At 67.9% G+C, this 24,171-nt stretch carries 21 protein-coding genes and 1 tRNA gene; 8 read left to right on the top strand and 14 right to left on the bottom strand.

Features of this window, described 5'->3' with window-relative positions; all coding sequences use genetic code 11:
- Complete coding sequence (locus ACSVC7_RS18875) at positions 1-1,107, bottom strand: NAD(P)H-dependent flavin oxidoreductase (protein ID WP_448206034.1); 1,107 nt, start codon at positions 1,105-1,107, stop codon at positions 1-3.
- A 26-nt stretch (positions 1,108-1,133) separates the two neighbouring features.
- The gene (locus ACSVC7_RS18870) at positions 1,134-2,369 is read right to left on the bottom strand and encodes an aspartate kinase (protein ID WP_448206033.1); all 1,236 of its coding nucleotides are present in this window, start codon (positions 2,367-2,369) and stop codon (positions 1,134-1,136) included.
- Between the two features lie 155 nt (positions 2,370-2,524).
- Here ACSVC7_RS18870 and ubiG point away from each other — a divergent pair, with 155 nt between their 5' ends.
- Positions 2,525-3,283 carry a bifunctional 2-polyprenyl-6-hydroxyphenol methylase/3-demethylubiquinol 3-O-methyltransferase UbiG gene (gene ubiG, locus ACSVC7_RS18865; RefSeq protein WP_448206032.1) on the top strand — a complete coding sequence of 253 codons (759 nt, stop codon included), beginning with the start codon at positions 2,525-2,527 and terminating at the stop codon, positions 3,281-3,283.
- A gap of 126 nt (positions 3,284-3,409) precedes the next feature.
- Here the strand turns inward: ubiG and ACSVC7_RS18860 are convergent, their stop codons facing one another.
- The 10 genes from ACSVC7_RS18860 to ACSVC7_RS18815 form a co-directional block, all read right to left on the bottom strand.
- Positions 3,410-3,955, bottom strand: coding sequence for a Uma2 family endonuclease (locus tag ACSVC7_RS18860; protein ID WP_448206031.1), 546 nt, complete (start codon positions 3,953-3,955; stop codon positions 3,410-3,412).
- 88 nt (positions 3,956-4,043) lie between these two features.
- Positions 4,044-4,502, bottom strand: coding sequence for a PTS IIA-like nitrogen regulatory protein PtsN (gene ptsN, locus ACSVC7_RS18855; protein ID WP_448206030.1), 459 nt, complete (start codon positions 4,500-4,502; stop codon positions 4,044-4,046).
- A gap of 34 nt (positions 4,503-4,536) precedes the next feature.
- A complete protein-coding gene (gene hpf, locus ACSVC7_RS18850) occupies positions 4,537-5,127 on the bottom strand; it encodes a ribosome hibernation-promoting factor, HPF/YfiA family (RefSeq protein ID WP_448206029.1) in 591 nt (196 codons plus the stop codon).
- Between the two features lie 123 nt (positions 5,128-5,250).
- Positions 5,251-6,834 (bottom strand): RNA polymerase factor sigma-54, encoded by a 1,584-nt coding sequence (gene rpoN / locus ACSVC7_RS18845; RefSeq protein ID WP_448206028.1) that lies wholly within the window; start codon positions 6,832-6,834, stop codon positions 5,251-5,253.
- A gap of 16 nt (positions 6,835-6,850) precedes the next feature.
- Complete coding sequence (lptB, locus tag ACSVC7_RS18840; RefSeq protein ID WP_448206027.1) at positions 6,851-7,708, bottom strand: LPS export ABC transporter ATP-binding protein; 858 nt, start codon at positions 7,706-7,708, stop codon at positions 6,851-6,853.
- A gap of 26 nt (positions 7,709-7,734) precedes the next feature.
- Positions 7,735-8,628 carry an LptA/OstA family protein gene (locus ACSVC7_RS18835; protein WP_448206026.1) on the bottom strand — a complete coding sequence of 298 codons (894 nt, stop codon included), beginning with the start codon at positions 8,626-8,628 and terminating at the stop codon, positions 7,735-7,737.
- 8 nt (positions 8,629-8,636) lie between these two features.
- Positions 8,637-9,359, bottom strand: coding sequence for an LPS export ABC transporter periplasmic protein LptC (gene lptC, locus ACSVC7_RS18830; RefSeq protein ID WP_448206025.1), 723 nt, complete (start codon positions 9,357-9,359; stop codon positions 8,637-8,639).
- Between the two features lie 43 nt (positions 9,360-9,402).
- The gene (locus ACSVC7_RS18825) at positions 9,403-10,410 is read right to left on the bottom strand and encodes a KpsF/GutQ family sugar-phosphate isomerase (protein WP_448206095.1); all 1,008 of its coding nucleotides are present in this window, start codon (positions 10,408-10,410) and stop codon (positions 9,403-9,405) included.
- Positions 10,411-10,605: 195 nt separating this feature from the next.
- Positions 10,606-11,247: a ribonuclease D gene (locus ACSVC7_RS18820; protein ID WP_448206024.1), complete on the bottom strand. Its 642-nt coding sequence runs from the start codon at positions 11,245-11,247 to the stop codon at positions 10,606-10,608.
- A gap of 121 nt (positions 11,248-11,368) precedes the next feature.
- Positions 11,369-11,455: transfer RNA gene (locus tag ACSVC7_RS18815), tRNA-Leu, on the bottom strand.
- Between the two features lie 276 nt (positions 11,456-11,731).
- Here ACSVC7_RS18815 and ACSVC7_RS18810 point away from each other — a divergent pair.
- Both ACSVC7_RS18810 and ACSVC7_RS18805 read left to right on the top strand, forming a co-directional pair.
- Positions 11,732-12,727, top strand: a complete 996-nt coding sequence (locus tag ACSVC7_RS18810) for a complex I NDUFA9 subunit family protein (RefSeq protein WP_448206023.1) — start codon at positions 11,732-11,734, stop codon at positions 12,725-12,727.
- Positions 12,728-12,903: 176 nt separating this feature from the next.
- Positions 12,904-14,052 (top strand): MFS transporter, encoded by a 1,149-nt coding sequence (locus ACSVC7_RS18805; protein WP_448206022.1) that lies wholly within the window; start codon positions 12,904-12,906, stop codon positions 14,050-14,052.
- A gap of 18 nt (positions 14,053-14,070) precedes the next feature.
- Here ACSVC7_RS18805 and ACSVC7_RS18800 read toward each other — a convergent pair whose 3' ends face one another.
- Complete coding sequence (locus ACSVC7_RS18800; RefSeq protein ID WP_448206021.1) at positions 14,071-14,871, bottom strand: undecaprenyl-diphosphate phosphatase; 801 nt, start codon at positions 14,869-14,871, stop codon at positions 14,071-14,073.
- Between the two features lie 371 nt (positions 14,872-15,242).
- Between ACSVC7_RS18800 and ACSVC7_RS18795 the strand changes: the two genes are divergently transcribed.
- The 5 genes from ACSVC7_RS18795 to ACSVC7_RS18775 all read left to right on the top strand — a co-directional run bounded on the left by ACSVC7_RS18795 (position 15,243) and on the right by ACSVC7_RS18775 (position 23,302).
- Positions 15,243-16,688, top strand: coding sequence for an NAD(P)-dependent oxidoreductase (locus ACSVC7_RS18795; protein ID WP_448206020.1), 1,446 nt, complete (start codon positions 15,243-15,245; stop codon positions 16,686-16,688).
- 121 nt (positions 16,689-16,809) lie between these two features.
- Complete coding sequence (gene gltB / locus ACSVC7_RS18790; RefSeq protein ID WP_448206019.1) at positions 16,810-21,357, top strand: glutamate synthase large subunit; 4,548 nt, start codon at positions 16,810-16,812, stop codon at positions 21,355-21,357.
- Positions 21,358-21,559: 202 nt separating this feature from the next.
- Positions 21,560-22,015: a GNAT family N-acetyltransferase gene (locus tag ACSVC7_RS18785; RefSeq protein WP_448206018.1), complete on the top strand. Its 456-nt coding sequence runs from the start codon at positions 21,560-21,562 to the stop codon at positions 22,013-22,015.
- 100 nt (positions 22,016-22,115) lie between these two features.
- On the top strand, positions 22,116-22,784 hold the full coding sequence (locus ACSVC7_RS18780) for a glutathione S-transferase family protein (protein ID WP_448206017.1): 669 nt from the start codon (positions 22,116-22,118) through the stop codon (positions 22,782-22,784).
- Between the two features lie 77 nt (positions 22,785-22,861).
- On the top strand, positions 22,862-23,302 hold the full coding sequence (locus ACSVC7_RS18775) for a hypothetical protein (RefSeq protein WP_448206016.1): 441 nt from the start codon (positions 22,862-22,864) through the stop codon (positions 23,300-23,302).
- Positions 23,303-23,321: 19 nt separating this feature from the next.
- On the opposite strand, the gene ACSVC7_RS18770 is transcribed toward ACSVC7_RS18775, so the two are convergent.
- Positions 23,322-24,143, bottom strand: a complete 822-nt coding sequence (locus ACSVC7_RS18770) for a tetratricopeptide repeat protein (RefSeq protein WP_448206015.1) — start codon at positions 24,141-24,143, stop codon at positions 23,322-23,324.
- Positions 24,144-24,171 lie beyond the last annotated feature (28 nt).

The following is a 24,171-nucleotide window of genomic DNA, read 5'->3' as shown; positions in this document are numbered from 1 at the left end:
TCACGCCGCTCCCAGAACGGCCGGGCGCTCAACATCCGGGATGATGGCGTCCGGGGTGATGGCGACCGGCGCGGCGCTGGCGCGCCGGTCCAGCGAGGCTTCGGCCTGTGCGATCAGGTCGGCGATGATCTCGGCCACCGGCTGCTCCTTCGTGACCAACCCGACGCTCTGCCCGGCCATCAGGGAGCCGGCCTCGATGTCGCCCTCGATCACCGCGCGGCGGAGAGCGCCGGCCCAGAAATGCTCGATCTCCAGAAGGCCCTCGTCGCGGGTCATGTCGCCCCGGTCCACCTTGGCGATCACCGCGCGCTGCAATTCCATGAAGCGCTTGGAGCCGGCGTTCGCCAGCGCCCGCACGGGGATCACCGGGAAGCGCGGGTCGATCTGCACCGACGCCTGCGCGTCGCGGGCCGAGGCCTTGATGAAGGCCTGTTTGAAGCGCGGGTGCGCGATGGATTCGCTGGCGCAGACGAAGCGCGTGCCGATCTGCACACCCGCAGCGCCCAATTCCAGATAGGCCACGATGGCCTCGCCCCGGCCGATGCCGCCGGCCACGAAGACCGGGACCTCGCGCAGGTCGGGCAGGATTTCCTGCGCCAGAACGGTGGTGGAGACGGGGCCGATGTGGCCGCCGGCCTCCGTGCCCTCGATCACCAGGGCGTCGGCGCCCATCTTCACCATGCGCCGGCCGCTGACCAGCGTCGGGGCGAAGGCCATGGCCTTGGCGCCGCCGTCCTTGATGCGCTTGAGGGTGGCGCCGGACGGGAAGCCGCCGGCGATCACCACATGGCTCACCGCCTGCTCCCGGCCGACGTCGATCAGCCGGTCGAGGTCGGGGTGCATGTTGATCAGGTTGACGCCGAACGGCCGCGACGTCAGGGCCTTGGTGCCCGCGATCTCGTCCGCCAGCTGGTCCGGCGTCATCGACCCGCAGGCCAGCACGCCGAAACCGCCAGCGTTCGAAATGGCGGACACGAGGTGGCGCTCCGACACCCAGCTCATCGCACCGCCCATGATGGCGGTGCGCGTGCCGAGGAAGGCGCGCCCCCGCGCCCACAGTTGGTCGAGTCGCGCCCGTGCCGCCGCGTCGATGGTGGCGTCGGTCATGGCCCGCTCTCCCCTTTCCGTCAAGCTCAGGCCGCGTCCAGGCCGTAGGCGGTGTGCAGGGCGCGCAGCGCCAGCTCCGCGTACTCCTCGGCGATCAGGACCGAAATCTTGATCTCGGAGGTGGAGATAACCTGGATGTTGATGCCCTTGTCGGCCAGGGCCTTGAACATGCGCTGGGCGACACCGGCATGACTGCGCATGCCGACGCCGATCACCGACACCTTCACGACGTTGGCGTCGGAGACGATGCGCTTGTAGTTCAGCTCCGCCTGGGCATCCTCCAGCACCTTCACGGCGCGGGCGAGGTCAGCCTTGCCGACGGTGAAGGTCATGTCGGTGGACTTGCCGTCCTCGGACACGTTCTGGACGATCATGTCCACGTTGACGGCGGCGTCGGTCAGCGGGCCGAAGATGTTGGCCGCCACGCCCGGACGGTCGGCGACGCCGATGAGGGTGATCTTCGCCTCGTCGCGGCTGTAGGCGATGCCGCTCACAACTTCCTTTTCCACGATCTCGTCCTCGTCCACAACCAGGGTACCGGGAAGCGCGCTGCCGGCGGCCTCCTCGAAGCTCGACAGAACCTGCACGCGCACGCGGTGGTTCATCGCCATCTCGACCGAGCGGGTCTGCAGGACCTTCGCGCCCTGCGAGGCCAGCTCCAGCATCTCCTCATAGGTGATCTTGGAGAGCTTGCGGGCTTTGGTGACGATGCGCGGGTCGGTCGTGTAGACGCCGTCCACGTCGGTGTAGATGTCGCAACGGTCGGCCTTCACCGCCGCCGCGACCGCCACCGCCGAGGTGTCGGAACCGCCACGGCCCAGCGTGGTGATGCGGCCCTCCACGGTCACGCCCTGGAAGCCGGCGATCACGGCGACCTCGCCGCTCTCCATGCTCTTTTCCAGGGAGGCCGTGTCGATGGACACGATGCGCGCCTTGCCGTGGGTGTCGTCGCTGGTGATCGGGATCTGCCAGCCGGCCCACGACCGCGCCGGGATGCCGATGGACTGCAACGCGATGGCGAGGAGACCGGAGGTCACCTGCTCGCCCGACGCCACGACCGCGTCGTATTCACGCGCGTCGTGCAGCTTGTCGATCTCGTTGCAGTATTTGACGAGCTGGTTGGTCACGCCGGACATCGCCGACACGACGACGGCCACCTGATGGCCCGCCTTCACTTCCTGCTCGACCTTGCGTGCCACGTTCTTGATGCGGTCGATGTCGCCGACCGACGTGCCACCGAACTTGAGGACGATCCGCGCCATACCTCACACCATATCTGCGCCGAAAAAATCCGGCCGTCCGCGATCCCCGCTCTACCGTTGCCGGCGCGGGGCGGCGTATCCATACTCTGTCGCTCACAGCGAGGCAAGTTCGCCCCGCAATTGTTTCCGCAAACCAAGCATACGGGATTCCCTTCATGACCGCGACTGCCGGAACCGCAGGCACCGTTGACCCCGAGGACATCGCCCGCTTTTCCGCCATCGCCGCGGAATGGTGGGATCCCAGGGGCAAGTTCCGGCCCCTCCACCGGCTGAATCCGCTGCGCCTGACCTACATCCGCGACACGGTGTGCCGGCGGCTCGACCGCGACCCGCTGGCGCCGGATCCGCTGAAGGGGCTGCGCGTGGTGGACATCGGCTGCGGCGGCGGCCTGCTGTCGGAGCCCATCGCCCGCATGGGCGCCACGGTGGTCGGCATCGACGCGGCGGAGCGCAACGTGAAGACCGCCTCCGCCCACGCGGCCGAGACCGGCACCGCCGTGGACTACCGCGCCACCACCGCCGAGGCCCTGGCCGCGAGCGGCGAGCGATTCGACGTGGTGCTGGCGATGGAGGTGATCGAGCATGTCGCCGACGTGGACCTGTTCGTGAAGTCCTGCGCCGGTCTTCTGGCCCCCGGCGGCGTGCTGTTCCTGGCAACCCTGAACCGCACGCCGAAGTCCTTCGCGCTGGCCATCGTGGGGGCGGAGTACATCCTGCGCTGGATGCCGCGCGGCACCCACAACTGGCGCCAGTTCCTGCGCCCCAGCGAACTGGCGTCGGCCGTACGCGCGCATGGGCTGGCGATCAAGGACCTGACCGGCGTGACGTACAACCCCCTGTCCGACGAATTCCGCCTGAACGCGCGGGACCTGGACGTGAACTACATGGGCTGGGCGGAGCGAGCCGTTTCGTAGGTTGAGTTTCGTAGGTTGGGTTGAGGCGCAGCCGAAACCCAACACTCGCCTCCATGCAGCCGCTGTTGGGTTTCGCATCCGCTCAACCCAACCTACTAAGCTACAAGGCCGCGCGCGTACAGCCGGTCAGGACGCGTACAGGTCGTCCAGGCTGAGCGTGGCATCCAGGGACTCCAGCACGACCTCGCCTTCCGTCGCGACCTCCGCCATCCAGCCGCCGGGACGGCGGCGGTAGATTTCGACCAGCGGCTCGTTCTGGGAGACCAGGACGAATTCCCGCAGGGACGGAATCGTCTGGTAGTTCGCGCGCTTCTCGCGCCGGTCAATGGCTTCCGTGCTGTCGGACAGCACTTCCACGATCACCGTGGGGGCGTGCACGACATAGGGATCGTCGTCGCCCCGCGCGCAGGTGGCGACCACGTCGGGATAGTAGTAGGCGTTCGCCGCCTCGACGCGGACCTTCACATCACCGATGAAGGCTTCACATCCACGACGGCGGGCGACTTGCCGCATCGCCGTGTAGATGGTTCCGGCGATCTGGTTGTGCCTTCGGCTCGCCCCGACCATGGCGAAGACTTCGCCGTCGACATACTCGTGGGGCACCTCGGCCACACGCTCGGCGGCGAGGTACTCTTCGGGGGAGATCCACGGCTTGCGGAATACAGGCGGCATGCAAAAACATTAACGCGGCTTGCCCGCGACCGCCACCGCACCATTGGGAGGGAGCTTGCGGGAGGGCTCGGCACCCTCCCGCAACGCATTACGCGGCGTGGCTGGCTTCGTGCTGGGTCAGCAGCGCGTAGATCGCGTCGGCCGAATCGGAGCCGCGCAGCTTTTCGCACATGGACTGGTCGCGCAGAAGACGCGACACGCGGGCCAGCGCCTTCAGGTGGTCGGCACCGGCATGATCCGGAGCCAACAGCAGGAAAATCAAATCGACCGGTTGCTCATCGATCGCATCGAAGTCGATGGGCCGCTCCAGCCGGGCGAAAACGCCGTGGACGCGGTCGAGGCTGGGCAGCTTGCCGTGCGGGATGGCGATGCCATGACCCACGCCGGTGGTGCCCAGCCGCTCGCGTTCCAGAAGGACGTCGAAGATCGCCCGTTCCTGCTGGCCGGTCAGCTCGGCCGCCTTGCGCGCCATCTCCTGCAGGGCCTGCTTTTTGTTGCCGGCCTTGAGGTTCGGGAGGATGGCGTGCGGCGTGATGAGATCGAGCATGACGCGTCGAATGTTGTTGAGACGGAGCCCGGGATCAGGCGCCGGCCTTCTCCGCCGGGTCGACCCAACCGATGTTGCCATCGGCGCGGCGGTAGACCAGGTTCAGACGGCCGTGGGCGCTGTTGCGGAACATCAGGGCCGGGCTGTCGGCCAGTTCCATGCGCATGACCGCTTCGCTGACCGTCAGGGACGCGATGGAGGTCTCCATCTCGGCGATGACCATCGGCTGGACCTTTTCGGCCGCGGCCCCGTCCTCGACATGGGCCTCGTCCTTCTCCGCTTCCAGGATCTGGTAGCGGGCCGGCACGGCCTCAACGGTGGTCTCGCCGGTGTGATGGTCGCGCAGGCGGCTCTTGTAACGGCGCAGGCGCTTGGACAGCTTCTCGCACGCGGTGTCGAAGGCCGGATAGGGCTCGGTGGCCTCCGAAGCGCTCTGCAGCACGATTCCGCGACCGACATGGACCTGGATGTCGGCCTTGAACAGGTGCGCGTCGCGCGTCAGAACGACGTTGGCTTCGATGGGCTTGTTGAAATACTTGCCGACGACGGAATTCAGGCTATCCGCGACGTGGGTGCGCAGGGCATCGCCAACGTCAAGCTGCTTGCCTTTGACGGTCAGTTGCATTTTGGGAGGTTTCCAAATTGGTCCGCGATGGACAGAAGACGACGGTAGGCCGCCACGTGCGGACCGGGACCATAGTGGCGAAGGCCTAGGCTGTCAATGAACGACCGCCTTTCCCCCATCCGGCTACATGCGTGACATCTTGGCACGGCGTCGCTGCACCGATGATGGTATGCGCATCGCTTCACGATACTTCGCCACCGTTCTGCGCGCAATGTCGATCCCCTCGCCACGGAGAATTTCGACAATTTTGTCGTCCGACAGCACGTCTTCGGGCTTTTCGGCGTCGATCATGGTCTTGATTCGGTGGCGCACCGCCTCGGCCGAGTGGGCCGCCTGACCGTCCGCACCCTGGATGGCGGAGGTGAAGAAGTACTTCAGCTCGAACACGCCTCGCGGAGTCGCCATGAACTTGTTGGTGGTGACGCGGCTGACCGTGCTCTCGTGCATGCCGATGGCCTCGGCGATGTCGCGCAGGATCAGCGGCTTCAGGTGCGAGACGCCGTGGATGAAGAAGGCATCCTGCTGCCGGATGATCTCGCCGGCGACCTTCAGAATGGTGGTCGCGCGCTGGTGCAGCGATTTCACCAGCCAGTTGGCCGACTGGAACCGCTCGGTGATGTATTCCTTGTCGGCCTTGTTGCGGGCCGTGCCGGAGATGCGCGCGAAATAGCGCTGGTTGACCAGGACCCGCGGCAACGTGTCCGGGTTCAGGTCGATCAGCCAGCCGCCGCCGGGGTTGGCGCGCATCAGGATGTCGGGCGTGACCAGCTGGGCCGGCGTGTGGTCGAAGGCCAGCGCCGGCTTGGGGTTCAGCTTGCGGATCTCCGACACCATGTCGGCGATGTCCTCGGCATCCACCCCGCAGACCTTCATCAGGGCCGGCAGGTTGCGCGCCGCCAGCAGTTCCAGGTTGTCGAGCAGCGCGGCCATGGCCGGGTCCAGCCGGTTCTTCTCCCGCAGCTGGATCGCCAGGCATTCCTTCAGCGAGCGGGCGAAGATGCCCGGCGGGTCGAAGCGCTGGCAGGCGGCCAGCACCCTCTCCACCCGCGCCGGCTCGCAGCCGAGCTGGACGGCAAGCCCCTCCATCTCCAGCCCGACCAGCCAGCCGGCCTCGTCCAGCATGTCGATCAGGGCCAGCCCGATCAGCTGGTCGCCGTGGTCCGGCAGGTCGATCTTGAGCTGTTCGGTCAGGTGGTCGCGCAGGCTCTTCTGGCCGGACAGCGTGGCTTCCAGGTTCGCCTCGTCGTCCTCGAACCCGCCGCGCCCGCCGCGTTCCTGCCAGGAACCGTAGACGTCCGACGACCCGTCCGCGCCATCGGAGAATCGGTCGTCCGAGTAGACGTTCTCGAAATCGGTGTCGAGCGGGGCCTCGGAGGAGGAGCCCAGCGTTTCCGACGAGGTCATCTCCACAGTGTCGCGGGTCCGCCCGTCCGAGACGGGCGGCGGAGCCTCGTCGAAGGCGGCCATGTCGGGGCCGGTCAGATGATCGGACGCGCCGGCGTCCCCGCCACCGTCGCCGCCGGCCTCGCCTGCGGAATCCCCCGGACCGCTGTCGCGCTCCAGCAACGGGTTCTGCTCGATCTCGCGGTCGACGAAGTCCGACAGTTCGATGTTCGACAGCTGCAGCAGCTTGATCGCCTGCTGCAGCTGGGGGGTCATGACGAGGGACTGGGTCTGGCGAAGATCGAGTCGTTGGCTGAGCGCCATGGGCGGGAGGACCAGGCTAGAGGCTGAACCGGTCGCCGAGGTAGACCCGGCGCACGTCCTGGTGCGCCACGATCTCCGACGGCTCTCCCTCCATTAGTACCATACCATCGTGCAAGATGTATGCCCGATCGACGAGGTCCAGCGTTTCTCTTACGTTGTGATCCGTGATCAACACCCCGATGCCGCGATCGCGCAGGTGGCTGACCAGTTCGCGGATGTCGTTCACCGCGATCGGGTCGATGCCGGCCAGCGGCTCGTCTAGAAGGACGAAGTGCGGCTGGGAGGCCAGCGCGCGGGCGATCTCCACGCGGCGCCGCTCGCCGCCCGACAGCGCCAGGGCGGGCGCGCGGCGCAGGTGGGTGATGGAGAATTCGGCCAGCAGCTCGTCCAGCATCGCCTCGCGGGCGTCGCGGTCGCTCTCGACCACCTCCAGCACGGCGCGGATGTTGTTCTCCACCGACATGCCGCGGAAGATCGACGCTTCCTGCGGCAGATAGCCGATGCCCAGCCGGGCGCGCCGGTACATGGGCAGCGCCGTGATGTCCTGGCCGTCCAGCAGGATCGTGCCCGAATCGGCGGCGATCAGCCCGGTGATCATGTAGAAGCAGGTGGTCTTGCCGGCGCCGTTCGGCCCCAGCAGCCCCACCGCCTCGCCGCGCTGGACCGTCACGGTCACGTCGCGGACGACGGGGCGCTTCTTGTAGGTCTTGCCGAGGTGGAGGGCGACCAGCCCTTCCGACGGCGTGGCCGCGGCGGTGGCGGAACCGCCCGCCGGCGCCGCCGTCGGGCCGTTGACCCGCAGTTCCTGGCTCCCGAGGTCCTGGTTGCGGCGCTCGCGGTCCCGGCCGTCGGGATCCCGGTTTTCGATATCCATGGTCATCGCGTTCGTTACCGGGCCGGTCAGGGCTTCGAGGGTTTGGAGGGCTTGCCGCCGGCCGGTTTGCCATCGGCCGGCTTGCCCTCAGCGGATTTGTTGGAACCACCGCCGGGGCCGCCGTCCTGGCCGGGGATCAGCAGGCCCATCACCCGGCCGCCGGTGGCGGGGCCGGCGATGACCCGGTTGATCTTGGTCTTCATGTTCATCTCGGCGGCTTCGCCGTTGAGCTGGTTGTCGTTGCGCGTGATCTTGACGTTGCCCAGCAGCACCGCCGTGTCGTCCGCCACCGAATAGACCAGCTTGTCGGACAGGGCCACGTCGGTCGTGGTGGTGACCACCACGCTGCCGGACCCGTCGATCCGTTCCATCTGCGAGGAGCCGTCGGGCATCTTCTTCAGCTGGCCGATCAGGATGTCGGCGCGCATCCGGTCGCCGTTGGCGATGCGCACCGCCAGCGCGTCGCCGCGCGCCACCGCGAGGTTTTTGTCCTCGTAATATTCCAGCGTGTCGCGGGCGGTGACCACGTCGGTCTTGGTGACCATCTTCAGCGCCTTGCCGGTCACCACGGCGACCTTCTTATCGACGTCGTAGATGCCGCGGTCGCCGAACACCTCCTGCGAGGGGCTGACCATGTGCACGTTGCCTTCGGCCAGGAGCTGGAAGACCTCGTTCCCCTTGTTGGGGATCTCGCGGTAATAGGCGGTCAGCACGTCGGCGTAGACGGTGCTCTCCCCCCGCTTGGCCGAGGCGTTGCCGCGCGCGACGTAGGCGCGCACGTCCTGGTGCCATTCGATGGCCTGGTCGGCGTTGATCTCGACCGGGTTGGGGCCGCCGCCGCCCGGCAGGGTCTGCTGGGCCAGGGCCGGGGTGGCCGCCAGGGCCAGGAAACCGGCCAGCGCCAGAGCGGCCGTTCGCATGGATGCACTCACCGCTTCTTTCCTCCGGGGCGTTCGGCGGCCTGGACGTCGGCCTTGGACTGGTTCAGGAAGACCATGGTCTTTCCCCGGTCCGACAGGCGGAAACCGTCCGCGTTGATGACGCCCTGCGGCCCCTGCCCGACCACATGGACATCGCCCCAGGCGGTGCCCTTGCGGATGTCGGACTCGGCCTCTTCCGTCGTAAACTCGTTGCCGTCGTCGCGCAACACGCGGACGTGGCCGCGCATCTTCAGGATGCCCGTGTTCTGATCGTACCATCCCTTGTCGGAGCGGATGGTGACCCACGCGCCGTCCGTCTGGGTCATCTCCATCTCCGGCTGGTCGAGCAGCACGATGTCCGGCTGGTCGGCCATCTTGTCCGCCTTCTGGGCGACCAGGGAATAGGGCCTCGACTGCTGGTCCACGCTGAAATAGCGCGGCTTGACCATCTCCGTCTGGCCCTTGTCGGCGGTGATCTTCGGGGTCGGCAGCTCGTTCAGCGTCGGCCACGCGGCGATCAGGGCCATCACCGCCAGCGCCAGCGCCGGCAGGGAGAACTTCATCAGCGTGACGAAGCGGCTGTAGCCCCGGCTGGCCGGCTTGATCGTGCGGCGGCGGTGGGCGCGCGGGACGGGCGCGTCCGGCCGCACGGCCGTGAGCGGCGCCGGACCGGCGGAGGCCTGTCCGCCCGTCTTGCGCCGGTCTTCCGCGTGCAGGTCGTTCGCGCTCATCAAATCGCTGTCCATCCGGTCCGCCGCTTTCGATGCCCGCCGGTCAAGCCGCCCCGGCGCTCAGGCAGTCGTGGATGTGCACGACGCCGAGCGGCCGGTCCGCCTCGATCACGAACAGGGTGGTGATCTGCTTTTCGTTCATCTCCCGCAGCGCCTCGACGACCAGCGCCTTGGGGCGGATCGTCTTGGGCCGGGGCGACATGATGCTGTCCGCGCGCTCCGCCAGCAGCTCCGGCTTCAGGTGGCGGCGCAGGTCGCCGTCGGTGATGACGCCGGCCAGGGCGCCCGCATCGTCCACCACGCCGACGCAGCCGAGCCGCTTGGCCGTCATCTCCAGGATCACGTCGGACAGCGGGGTGTCCAGGCCGCACAGCGGCATGCCGTCGCCCTTGTGCATGACGTCCGTGACCTTCAGCAGCGCCCGGCCGAGCTGTCCGCCCGGGTGCAGCTCCTTGAAGTCGGAGGCCGTGAAGCCACGCCGTTCCAACAGCGCGACCGCCAGGGCGTCACCCAGCGCCAGCATCATGGTGGTCGAGGTGGTCGGCGCCAGACCCAGGGGGCAGGCCTCCGGGGCCGGCGGCAGGACCAGCGCCACATCCGACTGCTCGGCCAGCGACGAGCCCGCGCGGCGGGTGACGCCGATCAGCGGGATGGCGAAGCGGCGGGTGTAGGCGACGACGTCCGACAGCTCGCTCGTCTCGCCGGAGTTGGACAGGGCGATGACCGCGTCGCTGCGGGCGATCATGCCCAGGTCGCCGTGGCTCGCCTCGCCCGGATGGACGAAGAAGGCCGGCGTGCCGGTGGAGGCCAGCGTGGCGGCGATCTTGCGGGCGACGTGGCCCGACTTGCCCATGCCGGTGACGACCACGCGGCCCGTGATGCCGGCCAGCGTGTCGAGCGCGCGGGTGAAGGCTCCGTCCAGGCTGTCGGCCAGCGCCATCAGGGCGTCGGCTTCCATCCGCAGGACGCGCACGGCGCTGGCGAGGTCGCGGTCGGGCACGGCCGTGGCGAGCGTCTCGCTCTGCTCCCGGGCGGCCGGGCGATCGATCAGGCTGGTCAAGGCGGCACTGCCTCTTCAGTTGTCCTATGGGGGCGCGGGCGGATCGTCCGCCCGGCCCATCGTTGTGCACCCGCTGTTCGGCATACGAACCAACGGCCATGCACAGGCGCCGGCAGTATGCCCACCGTTGCGCCTTCGGTCAAATCAACGCCCGGGTGAACGGGCCTATTCCACCGCGGTCGGGCGTCAGTGCGCCAAAATGTCCGGCTGCTCCCAACCGCCCAGGTCGAGCGCGCCGCGCGCGGGAAGGAAGTCGAAGCAGGCCTTGGCGAGATGGGTACGCCCCTCGCGCGCCAGCATGACGTCCAGCTTGTCCTTCAGGTCATGCAGGTGCAGCACGTCGGAGGCGGCGTATTTCATCTGCTCCGGCGTCAGCTCGTCGGCACCCCAGTCGGAGGACTGCTGCTGCTTGGACAGCTCCACGCCCAGCAGGTCCTTCACGAGGTCCTTCAGGCCGTGCTTGTCGGTGAAGGTGCGCACCAGCTTGGAGGCGACCTTGGTGCAGTAGACCGGCTGACAGACCACGCCGAGGTAGGCCTGCATCACCGCCACGTCGAAGCGGGCGAAGTGGAACAGCTTGGTAACCTCGGGGTCGGTCAGCAGGCGCTTCAGGTTCGGCGCGTCGTAGCGCCCCCTTTGGGATTGGCCCTGGCGAAACTGCACGAGGTGGACCGTGCCGTCGCCGGGCGACAGCTGCACGAGGCAGAGCCGGTCGCGATGGGGGTTCAGCCCCATGGTTTCGGTGTCGATGGCGACGGCGCCGCCACGGGCGAGGGCTTTCAGGTCGAGACCGTCCGGCAGGTCGCCGTCATGAAGATCGATGGGCATTGGGTGGCTTCCCGCGTGTCACGGCCCCCGGCCACGGACCCCAGAAACGACGAACGCCGCTCTGCTTCCTTCCCGTCCCCGGAAGGGGAGGTCCGTAGCATGCGGCGCAGCCGGGTAGATATGGTGCCCAGGAGAAGACTCGAACTTCCACGACATTTCTGCCACAGGTACCTGAAACCTGCGCGTCTACCAATTCCGCCACCTGGGCTCGGTGTGGGTCGCTTATGTAGCCGGCTGAGGGATCCCCGTCAACAGCTTTTTTCACTTTTTTGCGGAGGGCGGCGCAGCGAGCCGAACCGGTGGCCGACCGGCGGCCGAAATGATCGCGTGGGCGCGCGGCGGACTAGCCTCTTGGGGGAGGTTTCTATATAAGCATCCGGCAATCCGGCGGCCCCGCCCTGGGCTGGGAGCGGTCCGGACCAGTGATGTTCCATGATAGTGCGGGCCCAACGGCACGGGAGCCCAACGGCACGGGAGAAGGTCGATGTCCTATCGCTATGAAGTGGTCACGGTGTTCGGCGGTTCGGGCTTCATCGGCCGCCATCTGATCCGGCGCCTCGCCAAGTCGGGCGCCATCGTCCGCGTCGTGTCGCGCCACCCGAACCAGGCAAACTTCCTGAAGACGGCCGGCTCGGTCGGGCAGATCGTGCCGATGGCCGCCGACGTGACCAACGACCAGTCGGTCGCGCGCGCCATCCAGGGCAGCGACACCGTCATCAACCTGATCGGCGCGCTGTACGAGACCGCACCCTGGAGCTTCCAGACCGTCCACGTCGACGCCCCGTCGCGCATCGCGCGCATCGCCAAGGCGAACGGGGTGCGCAAGCTGGTCCACGTCTCCGCGATCGGTGCCGACACCCGCTCCGCCTCGGCCTACGCGCGGTCCAAGGCGGCCGGCGAGCAGGCGGTGCTGCAGGCCTTCCCCGGCGCCACCATCATCCGCCCGAGCATCGTCTTCGGGCCGGAGGACGCCTTCTTCAACAAGTTCGCCGCGATGGCGCAGATCTCCCCGGTTCTGCCGCTGATCGGCGGCAAGACGAAGTTCCAGCCGGTCTATGTCGGCGATCTGGCCGATGCCATCGCCTGTGCCATCTATCACGACGAGACCGCCGGCAAGACCTTCGAGCTGGGCGGCCCGCGCGTCTACAGCTTCAAGGAGCTGATGGAACTGATGCTCCAGGAGATCCGCCGCAAGCGCCTGCTGCTGCCGGTGCCGTACAGCGTCGCGGAAAAGCTGGGCGGCTTCTTCGAGAAGATTCCGCTGATCGCCCCGCCGCTGACGCGGGATCAGGTGGAGCTGCTGAAGACGGACAACGTGGCGAAGCCGGGCGCGCCGGGCTTCAAGGAGCTGGGCATCCACGAGCTGGCCAGCTGCGAGGTGATCCTGCCGACCTACCTGTCGCGCTTCATCGTCGGCGGCCGTTCCAACACGCTGACCCGCGACGTCGCCAAGTTCAACAAGTACCCGAGCGCGCACTGACGCACCGGAAACGGTCTGGACCGGAAAAGCCCCGCCCCTCGGCGGGGCTTTTTCTTTGCCCGGCGGGTGCCGCAAGGGAGCCCTGCGCGGCGCCCCCGCGCCTTGAATTCGCCCCCGCCGGAACGCAGCTTGCGCTTGTCACACGAAGACAGGACGAGACACGGCAAGGGCATTTCATGACCGATTCGGCAACGCGCGCCGCGGCGGCGCGGTGGGCGACCATTGCGGCCTTCTTCCTGAACGGCACGGTGTTCGGGGCTTGGGCAACTGAGATCCCCGTGATCAAGGGCCGCCTGGACCTCAGCCCGGCGGTGCTTGGCATCGCGCTGCTGTGTCTGGCGGCCGGCGCCCTGACGGCCATGATCGGCAGCGGCGGGCTGCTGGGCCGCGTGGGCAGCGCCCCGGCGGTGCGGGTCACCGCCCTGCTCTTCGGATTGCTGCTGCCGCTGCCGGCGCTGATGCCGGGCGTCGTCGCCCTGTGCGCGGTGCTGTTCCTGTTCGGGGCGGCCGGCGGCACAATGGACATCGCCATGAACGCACACGGCGCGCTGGTCGAGCGGCGGCTCGGCCGACCCATCATGTCGTCGCTGCACGGGATGTGGAGCCTCGGCGGTCTGGTCGGCGCCGGGGCCGGCGGGCTGCTGCTCCCGCTGATGCCTCCGCCGACGGTCGGCGGCGTGATCGCCGGCGCCCTGCTGGCGCTGTTCCTGGCCGTGCAGCACCGGCTGCTGCCGGGCGGGTCCGACGCCGGCGCGGGATCGTCCGGGCTCGCCCTGCCCAGCCGCCGCACGCTTCTGCTCGGCGCGCTGACCTTCCTGTCCTTCATGAGCGAGGGCGCCATTCTGGACTGGAGCGCCATCTACCTGCGCGAGGATCTCGGCGGGGCGGCGTCGGTGGCCGGGCTGGGATTCGCGGTGTTCTCCGGCGCCATGGCGGTGGGCCGCTTCTGCGGCGACCGGCTGCGGCAGCGCTTCGGCGGCGTCACGCTGGTGCGCACGGGTGCGATGCTGGCCTTCGGCGGGCTGGCCGTCGCGCTGCTGGGCGGCGCGCCCGCCGTGGCGGTGGTTGGGTTCGGGCTGACCGGGCTCGGCCTGTCGAACGTGGTGCCGGTGCTGTTCAGCACCGCCGGCGCGGGGGAGGATGGGACCGCCGCCTCGTCCATCGCGGCGGTGGCGACGCTCGGCTATGCCGGGGTGCTGACCGGCCCGGCGCTGCTGGGCTTCGTGGCGGAGGCCAGCACGGTGGGCTTTTCCTTCGCCCTGATCGCCGCGCTGGCGCTCGTCATCGCCGTGGCGTCGAGCCGCGCCGTGCCCCAACGGGCGTAGGCGCGCTCGCGCAAGACCTTACAGATAGAGGAACGCCAGCATCCCGGTGCCGACGGCGATGCGGTACCAGCCGAAGGGCGCGAAGCCGTAGCGGCCGACGAAGTCCACCAGCGTCTTGACCACCAGCGCCGCCGCGATGAAGGCGGTGACGAAGCCGACCGCGATCAGCGCGCCGGAGTCGAAGGTCATCCCGTGCCAGTTCTTGTACAGGTCGTAGACCGTCGCGCCGGCCATGGTCGGGATCGCCAGGAAGAAGGAGAACTCCGCGGCGGTGCGGCGGTCCACCCCCATCAGCAGCGACCCGAGGATCGTGGCGCCGGAGCGCGACACGCCCGGAACCAGCGCCAGGCACTGGCACAGCCCGATCTTCAGCGCGAGCGGCGCCGGGAAGCGTTCGATCTGGTGATAGCGCGGGGCGGGGACGAGCCGCTCGATCATCAGGATCGCGATCCCGCCGACGATCAGGGCGAAGCTGACCACGGTCGGGTTGAACAGCACGCTCTTGATGATGCCGTGCAGACCGGCGCCCAGCACCATGGCGGGCAGGAAGGCCAGGATCACGGCCATCGCGAAGTGCCGGGCACCGGGATCGTCCTTCAGCCCGGTCACCACGCGCCACAGCCGCGCGAAATAGACGGCGCAGATCGCCAGGATGGCGCCGAGCTGGATCACCACCTCGAACACCTTGCCGGGGGGGCCCTGGAAGCCCAGAAGCTCGTCCAGGATGATGAGGTGACCGGTGGAGGACACCGGCAGGAACTCCGTCAGCCCTTCGATCAGGCCGAGCAGAATCGCGTCGAGGTATTGGTCGATGAACATGCGGTGCCGAGGCCTCTGACAATGTGCGGGCTCTATGGCCGGCTTATAGCAGGGCCATTGTGCGAAGGCGAAGGGACAAGGGGCGATACCCCGATTCGCGATATAGTACCGAAACGAGACTAATTTTCTTTCCGTTTTTCGACGCCTCCTCGCGTCCGGAGAGACCCCTGTGACACCCCGTCACAGTTAGGTCAGCATCCGTGACCCAACGGACAAATTTTGCTCGCCAGCCCTGATCCCATGCGGTATATGACTTTCCGACCGCGTGACCGCGGACCATCGTTTTCCACCGCGGCCACGCCCTTTCGGACGCCTGGCCGCCGGCACCGTCCCCCGAACGCATGGGGACACGCGAAGAAGGAGCAGGCGTTATGGCGAACCAGAGGATGTTGGGCTTCGTGCACACCGCGCAGCGGATGCCCGACAAGCGCCCGGCCACGGAGCGCCGCCAGGATTTCGCCGAAATCTACGCCCGCTTCTCCGACGAGCGCGCCAACGAGCAGGCCAACCGCTGCTCGCAGTGCGGCGTTCCCTTCTGCCAGGTGCACTGCCCGGTCTCCAACAACATCCCCGACTGGCTGAAGCTGACGTCGGAAGGCCGGCTGGAAGAGGCGTACGAGGTCTCCCAGGCCACCAACAACTTCCCGGAAATCTGCGGCCGCATCTGCCCGCAGGACCGCCTGTGCGAGGGCAACTGCGTCATCGAGCAGTCGACCCACGGCGCCGTCACCATCGGCTCGGTCGAGAAGTACATCAACGACACCGCCTGGGATAACGGCTGGGTCAAGCCGCGCACGCCGTCGCGGGAGCTGGGCCTGTCGGTCGGCATCATCGGCGCCGGCCCGGCCGGCCTCGCCGCCGCCGAGGAACTGCGCGCCAAGGGCTACGAGGTGCACGTCTACGACCGCTACGACCGCATGGGCGGCTTGCTGGTCTACGGCATCCCCGGCTTCAAGCTGGAGAAGACGGTCGTGGAGCGCCGCGTACAGCTGCTGGCCGACGCGGGCGTGGTCTTCCACCCGAACTTCGAGGTCGGCCGCGACGCCACCCTGCCGGAGCTGCGCCGCAAGCACGTCGCCGTCCTGGTCGCCACCGGCGTCTACAAGGCCCGCGACATCCAGGCGCCGGGCTGCGGCCTGGGCAACATCGTGGCCGCGCTGGACTACCTGACCACCTCCAACAAGGTCAGCCTGGGCGACACGGTCGAGGCGTTCGAGAACGGCTCGCTCAACGCCGCCGGCAAGAACGTCGTGGTGCTGGGCGGCGGCGACACCGCCATGGATTGCGTGCGCACCGCCATCCGCCAGGGCGCCAAGTCGGTCAAGTGCCTCTACCGTCGCGACCGCAAGAACATGCCGGGCTCGCAGCGCGAGGTCGCCCACGCCGAAGAAGAGGGCGTGGAGTTCGTCTGGCAGGCGGCTCCCGAGGGCTTCAACGGTGATACGGTGGTGACCGGCGTCCGCGCCGTGCGCATCCACCTGGGCGTGGCCGACGCCACCGGCCGCCAGACCCCGCAGGTGATCGAGGGGTCGGAGTTCACGGTCGAGGCCGATCTGGTCATCAAGGCCCTGGGCTTCGAGCCGGAGGAGCTGCCGTCGCTCTTCAAGGAGCCGGAGCTGAAGGTCACCCGCTGGGGCACGCTGCTGGTCGACCACCGCACCAAGATGACCAACCTGGACGGCGTCTTCGCCGCCGGCGACATCGTGCGCGGCGCCTCGCTGGTCGTGTGGGCCATCCGCGACGGCCGCGACGCGGCGGACGCGATGCACGCCTACGCCAAGGCGAAGGCCAACAGCTTCGCCGAAGCGGCCGAGTAATCAGCCGAATTTTGCAGGTTGGGCCAAGCGCAGCGCGGCCCGACACCGATACGCGAGATGTTGGGCCGCACTGCGTTTGGCCCAACCTACGTCAGTCCAGCGAGACGGAAAGGGTCCACCGATGACCACCGAGTTGAACCAGGGTGAGCAGTTCGTCGCAGAATACCGCGCCAACGCCGCGGCGCTGACCACTGCCAACGCCTACAACCCGGAGGATGAGCATGACGCCTGCGGCGTCGGTTTCATCGCCGCGATCGACGGCAAGCCCCGCCGCTCGGTGGTGGAAAAAGGCATCGAGGCGCTGAAGGCCGTCTGGCACCGTGGTGCGGTGGACGCCGACGGCAAGACGGGTGACGGTGCGGGCATCCACGTCGCGGTCCCGCAGAAGTTCTTCAAGGACCACGTCAAGGTCATCGGCCACCGTGCGCCGGACAACAAGCTGGCCGTCGGTCAGGTGTTCCTGCCGCGCATCAGCCTGGACGCGCAGGAAGCCTGCCGCTGCATCGTCGAGACGGAGATCCTGTCTTTCGGCTATTACATCTACGGCTGGCGTCAGGTGCCGATCAACGTCGACATCATCGGCGAGAAGGCCAACGCCACCCGGCCGGAGATCGAGCAGATCATCATCGGCAACAGCAAGGGCGTGTCCGACGAGCAGTTCGAGCTGGACCTGTACGTCATCCGCCGCCGCATCGAAAAGGCGGTGAAGGGCGAGCAGATCAACGACTTCTACATCTGCTCCCTGTCCGCGCGCTCGATCATCTACAAGGGCATGTTCCTCGCCGAACAGCTCACGACCTTCTACCCGGACCTGCTGGACGAGCGGTTCGAATCCGACTTCGCCATCTACCACCAGCGCTATTCGACCAACACCTTCCCGACCTGGCCGCTGGCCCAGCCCTTCCGCATGCTCGCCCACAACGGCGAGATCAACACGCTGAAGGGCAACGTCAACTGGATGAAGGCGCATGAGACCCGGATGGAGCATCCGGCCTTCGGCGTCCACATGGCGGACCTGAAGCCGGTCATCGGCGTCGGCCTGTCGGACTCGGGCGCGCTCGACACCGTGTTCGAGGTGATGGTCCGCGCCGGCCGCACGGCCCCGATGGTCAAGATGATGCTGGTGCCGCAGGCACTGACCAGCTCGCAGACCACGCCGGAAAACCACAAGGCGCTGATCCAGTACTGCAACTCCGTCATGGAGCCGTGGGACGGCCCGGCCGCACTCGCCATGACCGACGGCCGCTGGGTCGTCGGCGGCATGGACCGCAACGGCCTGCGCCCGATGCGCTACACCATCACCACGGACGGCCTGATCATCGCCGGCTCCGAGACGGGCATGGTGAAGATCGACGAGACGCAGGTTGTCGAGAAGGGCCGCCTCGGCCCGGGCGAGATGATCGCCGTCGACCTCCAGGCCGGCAAGCTGTTCCACGACCGCGAGCTGAAGGACCACCTCGCCACGCTGAAGCCGTGGGGCAAGTGGGTCAAGAACACCACGCACCTGGACGAGCTGGTCAAGACCGCCTCGCAGAAGGGCGAGCCGTCGGACATGGAGAAGGCCGAGCTGCGCCGCCGCCAGATGGCCTTCGGCATCACCATGGAAGACATGGAGCTGATCCTTCACCCGATGGTGGAGGACGGGAAGGAGGCCATCGGCTCGATGGGCGACGACAGCCCCATCGCCGTGCTGTCGGACAAGTACCGCGGCCTGCACCACTTCTTCCGCCAGAACTTCTCCCAGGTCACCAACCCGCCCATCGACTCCCTCCGTGAGCGCCGGGTGATGAGCCTGAAGACGCGGCTCGGCAACCTCGGCAACATCCTGGAGGAGGACGAGGGCCAGACGCGCCTGCTGCAGCTCGAATCGCCGGTCCTGACGACCGCCGAATTCCGCGCCATGCGCGACTACATGGGCGACACGGCGGCCGAGATCGACGCCACCTTCCCGGTGGACGGCGGCCCCGACGCCCTGCGCGATGCCCTGCGCCGCATCCGCCAGGAGGCGGAGGACGCGGTGCGCGGCGGCGCCAACCACGTCATCCTGACCGACGAGGCGATGGGGCTGAAGCGCGCCGCCATCCCGGCGATCCTCGCCACCGGTGCGGTGCACACGCACCTGATCCGCTCCAACCTGCGCACCTTCACCTCGCTGAACGTGCGCACGGCGGAGGGTCTGGACGTCCATTACTTCGCCGTGCTGATCGGCGTCGGCGCCACCACGGTCAACGCCTATCTGGCGCAGGAAGCGGTCGCCGACCGCCACCGCCGCGGCCTGTTCGGCTCGCTGCCGCTGGAAAAGGGCATGGCCAACTACAAGAAGGCCATCGACGACGGCCTGCTGAAGATCATGTCCAAGATGGGCATCTCGGTCATCAGCAGCTACCGCGGCGGCGGCAACTTCGAGGCCATCGGCCTGTCGCGCGCCCTGGTCGCCGAGCATTTCCCGGCCATGGTCAGCCGCATCTCCGGCATCGGCCTGAACGGCATCCAGAAGAAGGTGCTGGAGCAGCACGCGACCGCCTACAACGAGGAAGTCGTGGCCCTGCCGGTCGGCGGCTTCTACCGGTTCCGCAAGTCGGGCGACCGCCACGGCTGGGAGGGTGGCGTGATCCACACGCTCCAGCAGGCGGTGACCAACGACAGCTACACCACCTTCAAGAAGTACACCGAGCAGGTGAACAAGCGCCCGCCGATGCAGCTGCGCGACCTGCTGGAGCTGCGCTCGACCAAGGCACCGGTGCCGGTGGACGAGGTGGAGAGCATCACCTCCATCCGCAAGCGCTTCATCACGCCGGGCATGTCCATGGGCGCCCTGTCGCCCGAGGCGCACGGCACGCTGAACGTCGCCATGAACCGCATCGGCGCCAAGTCCGACTCGGGCGAGGGCGGCGAGGATCCGGCGCGCTTCCGCCCGGATAAGAACGGCGACAACTGGAACTCCGCCATCAAGCAGGTGGCGTCGGGCCGCTTCGGCGTCACCGCCGAGTACCTGAACCAGTGCCGTGAGCTGGAGATCAAAGTCGCCCAGGGCGCCAAGCCCGGCGAGGGCGGCCAGCTCCCCGGCTTCAAGGTGACGGAGATGATCGCGCGGCTGCGTCACTCGACGCCGGGCGTGATGCTCATCAGCCCGCCGCCGCACCACGACATCTACTCGATCGAGGATCTGGCGCAGCTCATCTATGACCTGAAGCAGATCAATCCGGATGCGAAAGTGACGGTGAAGCTGGTCAGCCGGTCGGGCATCGGCACCATCGCCGCCGGTGTGGCGAAGGCCAACGCCGACGTGATCCTGATCTCCGGCCACAGCGGCGGCACGGGTGCGTCCCCGCAGACTTCGATCAAGTTCGCCGGCCTGCCGTGGGAAATGGGCCTGTCGGAGGTGCATCAGGTCCTGACGCTGAACCGCCTGCGCCACCGCGTGCGGCTGCGCACCGACGGCGGCCTGAAGACCGGCCGCGACATCGTGATCGCCGCCATGCTGGGCGCTGAGGAGTTCGGCATCGGCACCGCCAGCCTGATCGCCATGGGCTGCATCATGGTGCGCCAGTGCCACAGCAACACCTGCCCGGTCGGCGTCTGCGTGCAGGATCCGAAGCTGCGCGAGAAGTTCGTCGGCTCGCCGGAGAAGGTCGTCAACCTGTTCACCTTCCTGGCCGAAGAGGTTCGCGAGATCCTGGCCGGCCTGGGCTTCCGCTCGCTGAACGAGGTGATCGGCCGCACCGACCTGCTGCACCAGGTCAGCCGCGGTGCGGAACACCTCGACGACCTCGATCTGAACCCGCTGCTGGCGCAGGTCGATCCGGGCGAGAACGCGCGCTACTGCACGCTGCAGGGCCGCAACGAGGTGCCGGACACGCTGGACGCCCGCATCGTCGCGGACGCCCGCCCGCTGTTCGAGGAGGGCGAGAAGATGCAGCTCGCCTACAACGCCCGCAACACGCAGCGTGCCATCGGCACGCGGCTGTCCTCGATGGTGACGCGCAAGTTCGGCATGTTCGGGCTCCAGCCCGGCCACATCACCGTCCGCCTGCGCGGCACGGCCGGCCAGTCGCTGGGCGCCTTCGCGGTGCAGGGCATCAAGCTTGAGGTGATGGGCGACGCCAACGACTATGTCGGCAAGGGCCTGTCCGGCGGCACCATCGTGGTGCGGCCGACCACCTCCAGCCCGCTGGAGACGAACAAGAACACGATCATCGGCAACACGGTCCTCTACGGTGCGACGGCCGGCAAGCTGTTCGCCGCGGGTCAGGCCGGCGAGCGGTTCGCCGTCCGCAACTCCGGCGCCACGGTCGTGATCGAGGGCTGCGGCTCCAACGGCTGCGAGTACATGACCGGCGGCACGGCGGTCATCCTGGGCAAGGTCGGCGACAACTTCGCCGCCGGCATGACCGGGGGCATGGCCTACGTCTACGATCCGGAAGACAGCCTGCCGCTGCACATCAACGACGAGAGCGTCATCTTCCAGCGCATCGAAGTCGCCCACTACGAGCACCAGCTGAAGAGCCTGATCGAGGAGCATGTGGCCGAGACGCAGAGCCGCTTCGCCGCCGAGATCCTCAACGACTGGGCGCGCGAGGCGACCAAGTTCTGGCAGATCGTCCCGAAGGAGATGCTGAGCCGCCTGGAGGTCCCGGTGACCCTGCCCAAGGCCATCCCGGCTGAGTAACGGTTCCAGTCTGTGCGCACACGAACGGCGGTCCGGATCATCCGGGCCGCCGTTTTCGTTTAGGAATAGCGCCTGCCGGCCGGTTGTTTTTGTCCCGGCTGTTGCACGGACGTCCTATCCAGAACGGGCGTCTCGGAATATTTTTGGAGTGGATGGTTGTCAGGACGGCCTGGAGGCATCCGCAGCCAGAAGGGAGGGTGTCATGCCGGCAGAAGGCGGCTTGCGCATCAGGATCCGGTTCGCCAGCCCGGCCGACGGGCCGTGCTGCGCCGAGATCTTCCTGCACGGGCGCCGCAACGCCTTTCCATGGCAGCCTGAGGACCGCTTCGGCCTGGACGATTACTACGACTGCGTCGAGGGTGAGGAGGTGCTGGTGGCCGAGATGAACGGCGCCGTGGTCGGCTTCATCTCCATCGACCTGCCGGAACGCTTCATCCACAACCTGTTCATCGACCCGGTCTGGCGCGGCCGGGGGATCGGCACCGCGCTGCTGCAGGAGGCGCTGGCCCTGCTGCAAGGCTCGGCCCAACTCACCTGTGCCGCCCGGAACGCGGCGGCGCGCGCCTTCTACGAGCATCACGGCTGGACGCCCGTGCCCGGGGCCGGGCGGGGCAGCGAGAGCGAGCCCCTGGTCGTCTATCGCAAATCCGCGCTATAGCCTCCCTCGGCCGGGGTGCTTCCCCAGCCGAAGGGGAATAGGCACCGGCCGAAGCGCAGACTGTTTTCCGGGCTTTCCTTGCGCTACAGTCCGGCCCGGCATGCGGATACTCTTTCACCACCCCCTGCACTCCTTGTCCCGCGTCGCGCGGGTGATGCTGGCCGAGAAGGGTCTTCCCTTCGACGCGGTGATCGAAAAGCCGTGGGAACGGCGCGAGGATTTCCTGGCCCTCACCCCCGCCGGCGAACCGCCGGTCCTGGTGGAGGAGGACGGCACCGTCGTGGCCGGCGGCTACCCCGTGCTTGAATATCTGGAGGAGGCCTATCCGGACATCCCGCTGATGCCGCGCGAGATCGCCGCGCGCGCCGAAGTGCGCCGGGTCGTCGCGTGGTTCACGCAGAAGTTCGAACGCGAGGTCGTGGAAAATCTGGTTGGGGAGAAGCTGATCAAGCGCCTGTCCGGCCAGGGCCATCCCTACGCCCCGGCGATCCGCGCGGGCTTGGCGAACATCTCCTACCACATGGAATACATCGCCTTCCTGTCGGAACGGCGCCCGTGGCTCGCCGGCCCCCACTTCACCGTGGCCGACATCGCGGCGGCGGCGGCGCTGTCCTGCGTCGATTACGTGGACAACGTGCCCTGGGACAAGATCCCCGAAGCCAAGGACTGGTACGCCCGCATCAAGTCGCGCCCGAGTTTCCGGTCCCTGCTGGCGGACAGCATCCCCGGCTGCCCGCCGCCCCGGCACTACGCGGATCTGGACTTCTAAGCCCTCCCGGCATACAACCGTACAGAGTTCACCCGCTCAAGTTCACCCGCTCACCGCCCGTCCAACGGGGTGCATGCATGCCCTTCACGCCCCACCGCCCCTCGACGCCTCCCCGCAAGCCGGCCGCCCCGGCCGGCCGGGAAACCGAATACGCGTCCAAGGACGCGGTGATCGAGGCCATCGGCACGCTCGGCCACTCCATCGACCGCCGCCTCGTGAAGCTTGAGGAAGGTCAGGAGGACCTGAAGCAAGGCCAGAAGGCGCTGGAAGCTGGGCAAAAGGCGCTCGAACAGCGGATGACCTCCATGGAAGGCCGGCAGGAGTCCATGGAGCGGCGCCTCGACAACCTTGAGGTCGGGCAGAAGAACCTTGAAGCCGGTCAGAGGAAACTCGAAGCCGGACAGGAAAGCCTTGAGGTCGGACAGCAGTCGATCATCGCCGTGATGAACAAAAATCACGCCGAACTGAACCGGAAGATCGAGCTGATCCTGGCGACGCTCACCACGCAGCCGCGCTGACGCGCGGCTCCGCGTCCCCTCACCGCTTCGGCGCGTCCCCCGCGCCCTTGGATTCCGGAAGCTTGCTGGCCTTTGGCCCGGTCGCCGCCTCCAGCTTCGCCGCGCGGTCCAGGTTCCCCTGAGCAGTCCGCGCCGCCGGAGTCTCGGGGGCGAGGCGCTGCACCAGCGACCAGTCCTCCTTGGCGCCCGGAAGGTTGCCGACCTGCGCCTTGATGTTGCCGCGCAGCAGGAGCGCGTCCGGGTCGTTCGGTTTCAATTGCAGCGCGCGGTCGATATCGGCGATGGCCTGCCGGTCGTTGGCCAGCGCCTTGTGCGCGCCGGCCCGGTACAGGTAGGCGTCCGCCCGCTTCGGGTCCTTGGCCAGCGCCGTGTCCAGGTCGGCGATGGCGTCCCAGTAGCGCTCCGCCTCGCCGCGCGCAAAGGCGCGGTCGATGTACAGGTCCACATCGTCCGGCTGGCGTTGCAGCGCCTGGCTGTAAAGCCGCTCCGCCCGCGCGTCGTCGCCGGCGCGCAGCCACGCCCAGCCCGCCCGCCCGAGGATTGAGGCCTCCGCCTTCGGGTCGTCCTTGCCCAGCACGGGGGCCAGCTCCTCCAGCCGCGCGCCGGCCGCCTTGAAGTCGCCCTTGTGAAACAGCGCCATCGCCTGGCACAGCCGGGCGGGATCGCCGCCGCCCCGGTCCTGCCAGGTCAGCGCGCTTTCGAAGGCCTCGGCCGGCTTCTGCTCGGCGAGCGTCAGGCAGGCCCGGAATTCCTTGTTGTGGTCGATGGTGGCGGCGTGAGCCGGTCCCGCGGACAGAAGCGCGAGCACGGTCACAAGAACGTAGGCGTTGCTTTGGGTCATGACAGCCCTACACTCCGCCATTGCCGCT

This window comes from Azospirillum mesophilum (assembly GCF_053470405.2).
This window is presented reverse-complemented; position numbering and strand designations above follow the sequence as displayed.

Excerpts from the sequence above, each read along its gene's own strand:
- ACSVC7_RS18800 (WP_448206021.1), bottom strand. The coding sequence starts at position 14,871 with ATGTTCATCGACCAATACCTCGACGCGATTCTGCTCGGCCTGATCGAA.
- ACSVC7_RS18785 (WP_448206018.1), top strand. The coding sequence starts at position 21,560 with ATGCCGGCAGAAGGCGGCTTGCGCATCAGGATCCGGTTCGCCAGCCCG.
- ACSVC7_RS18780 (WP_448206017.1), top strand. The coding sequence starts at position 22,116 with ATGCGGATACTCTTTCACCACCCCCTGCACTCCTTGTCCCGCGTCGCG.
- ACSVC7_RS18875 (WP_448206034.1), bottom strand. The coding sequence starts at position 1,107 with ATGACCGACGCCACCATCGACGCGGCGGCACGGGCGCGACTCGACCAA.
- ubiG (WP_448206032.1), top strand. The coding sequence starts at position 2,525 with ATGACCGCGACTGCCGGAACCGCAGGCACCGTTGACCCCGAGGACATC.
- lptB (WP_448206027.1), bottom strand. The coding sequence starts at position 7,708 with ATGGATATCGAAAACCGGGATCCCGACGGCCGGGACCGCGAGCGCCGC.
- gltB (WP_448206019.1), top strand. The coding sequence starts at position 16,810 with ATGACCACCGAGTTGAACCAGGGTGAGCAGTTCGTCGCAGAATACCGC.
- ACSVC7_RS18810 (WP_448206023.1), top strand. The coding sequence starts at position 11,732 with ATGTCCTATCGCTATGAAGTGGTCACGGTGTTCGGCGGTTCGGGCTTC.
- rpoN (WP_448206028.1), bottom strand. The coding sequence starts at position 6,834 with ATGGCGCTCAGCCAACGACTCGATCTTCGCCAGACCCAGTCCCTCGTC.
- ACSVC7_RS18820 (WP_448206024.1), bottom strand. The coding sequence starts at position 11,247 with ATGCCCATCGATCTTCATGACGGCGACCTGCCGGACGGTCTCGACCTG.
- ACSVC7_RS18835 (WP_448206026.1), bottom strand. The coding sequence starts at position 8,628 with ATGCGAACGGCCGCTCTGGCGCTGGCCGGTTTCCTGGCCCTGGCGGCC.
- ACSVC7_RS18870 (WP_448206033.1), bottom strand. The coding sequence starts at position 2,369 with ATGGCGCGGATCGTCCTCAAGTTCGGTGGCACGTCGGTCGGCGACATC.
- lptC (WP_448206025.1), bottom strand. The coding sequence starts at position 9,359 with ATGAGCGCGAACGACCTGCACGCGGAAGACCGGCGCAAGACGGGCGGA.
- ACSVC7_RS18795 (WP_448206020.1), top strand. The coding sequence starts at position 15,243 with ATGGCGAACCAGAGGATGTTGGGCTTCGTGCACACCGCGCAGCGGATG.
- hpf (WP_448206029.1), bottom strand. The coding sequence starts at position 5,127 with ATGCAACTGACCGTCAAAGGCAAGCAGCTTGACGTTGGCGATGCCCTG.
- ACSVC7_RS18770 (WP_448206015.1), bottom strand. The coding sequence starts at position 24,143 with ATGACCCAAAGCAACGCCTACGTTCTTGTGACCGTGCTCGCGCTTCTG.
- ACSVC7_RS18860 (WP_448206031.1), bottom strand. The coding sequence starts at position 3,955 with ATGCCGCCTGTATTCCGCAAGCCGTGGATCTCCCCCGAAGAGTACCTC.
- ptsN (WP_448206030.1), bottom strand. The coding sequence starts at position 4,502 with ATGCTCGATCTCATCACGCCGCACGCCATCCTCCCGAACCTCAAGGCC.
- ACSVC7_RS18775 (WP_448206016.1), top strand. The coding sequence starts at position 22,862 with ATGCCCTTCACGCCCCACCGCCCCTCGACGCCTCCCCGCAAGCCGGCC.
- ACSVC7_RS18805 (WP_448206022.1), top strand. The coding sequence starts at position 12,904 with ATGACCGATTCGGCAACGCGCGCCGCGGCGGCGCGGTGGGCGACCATT.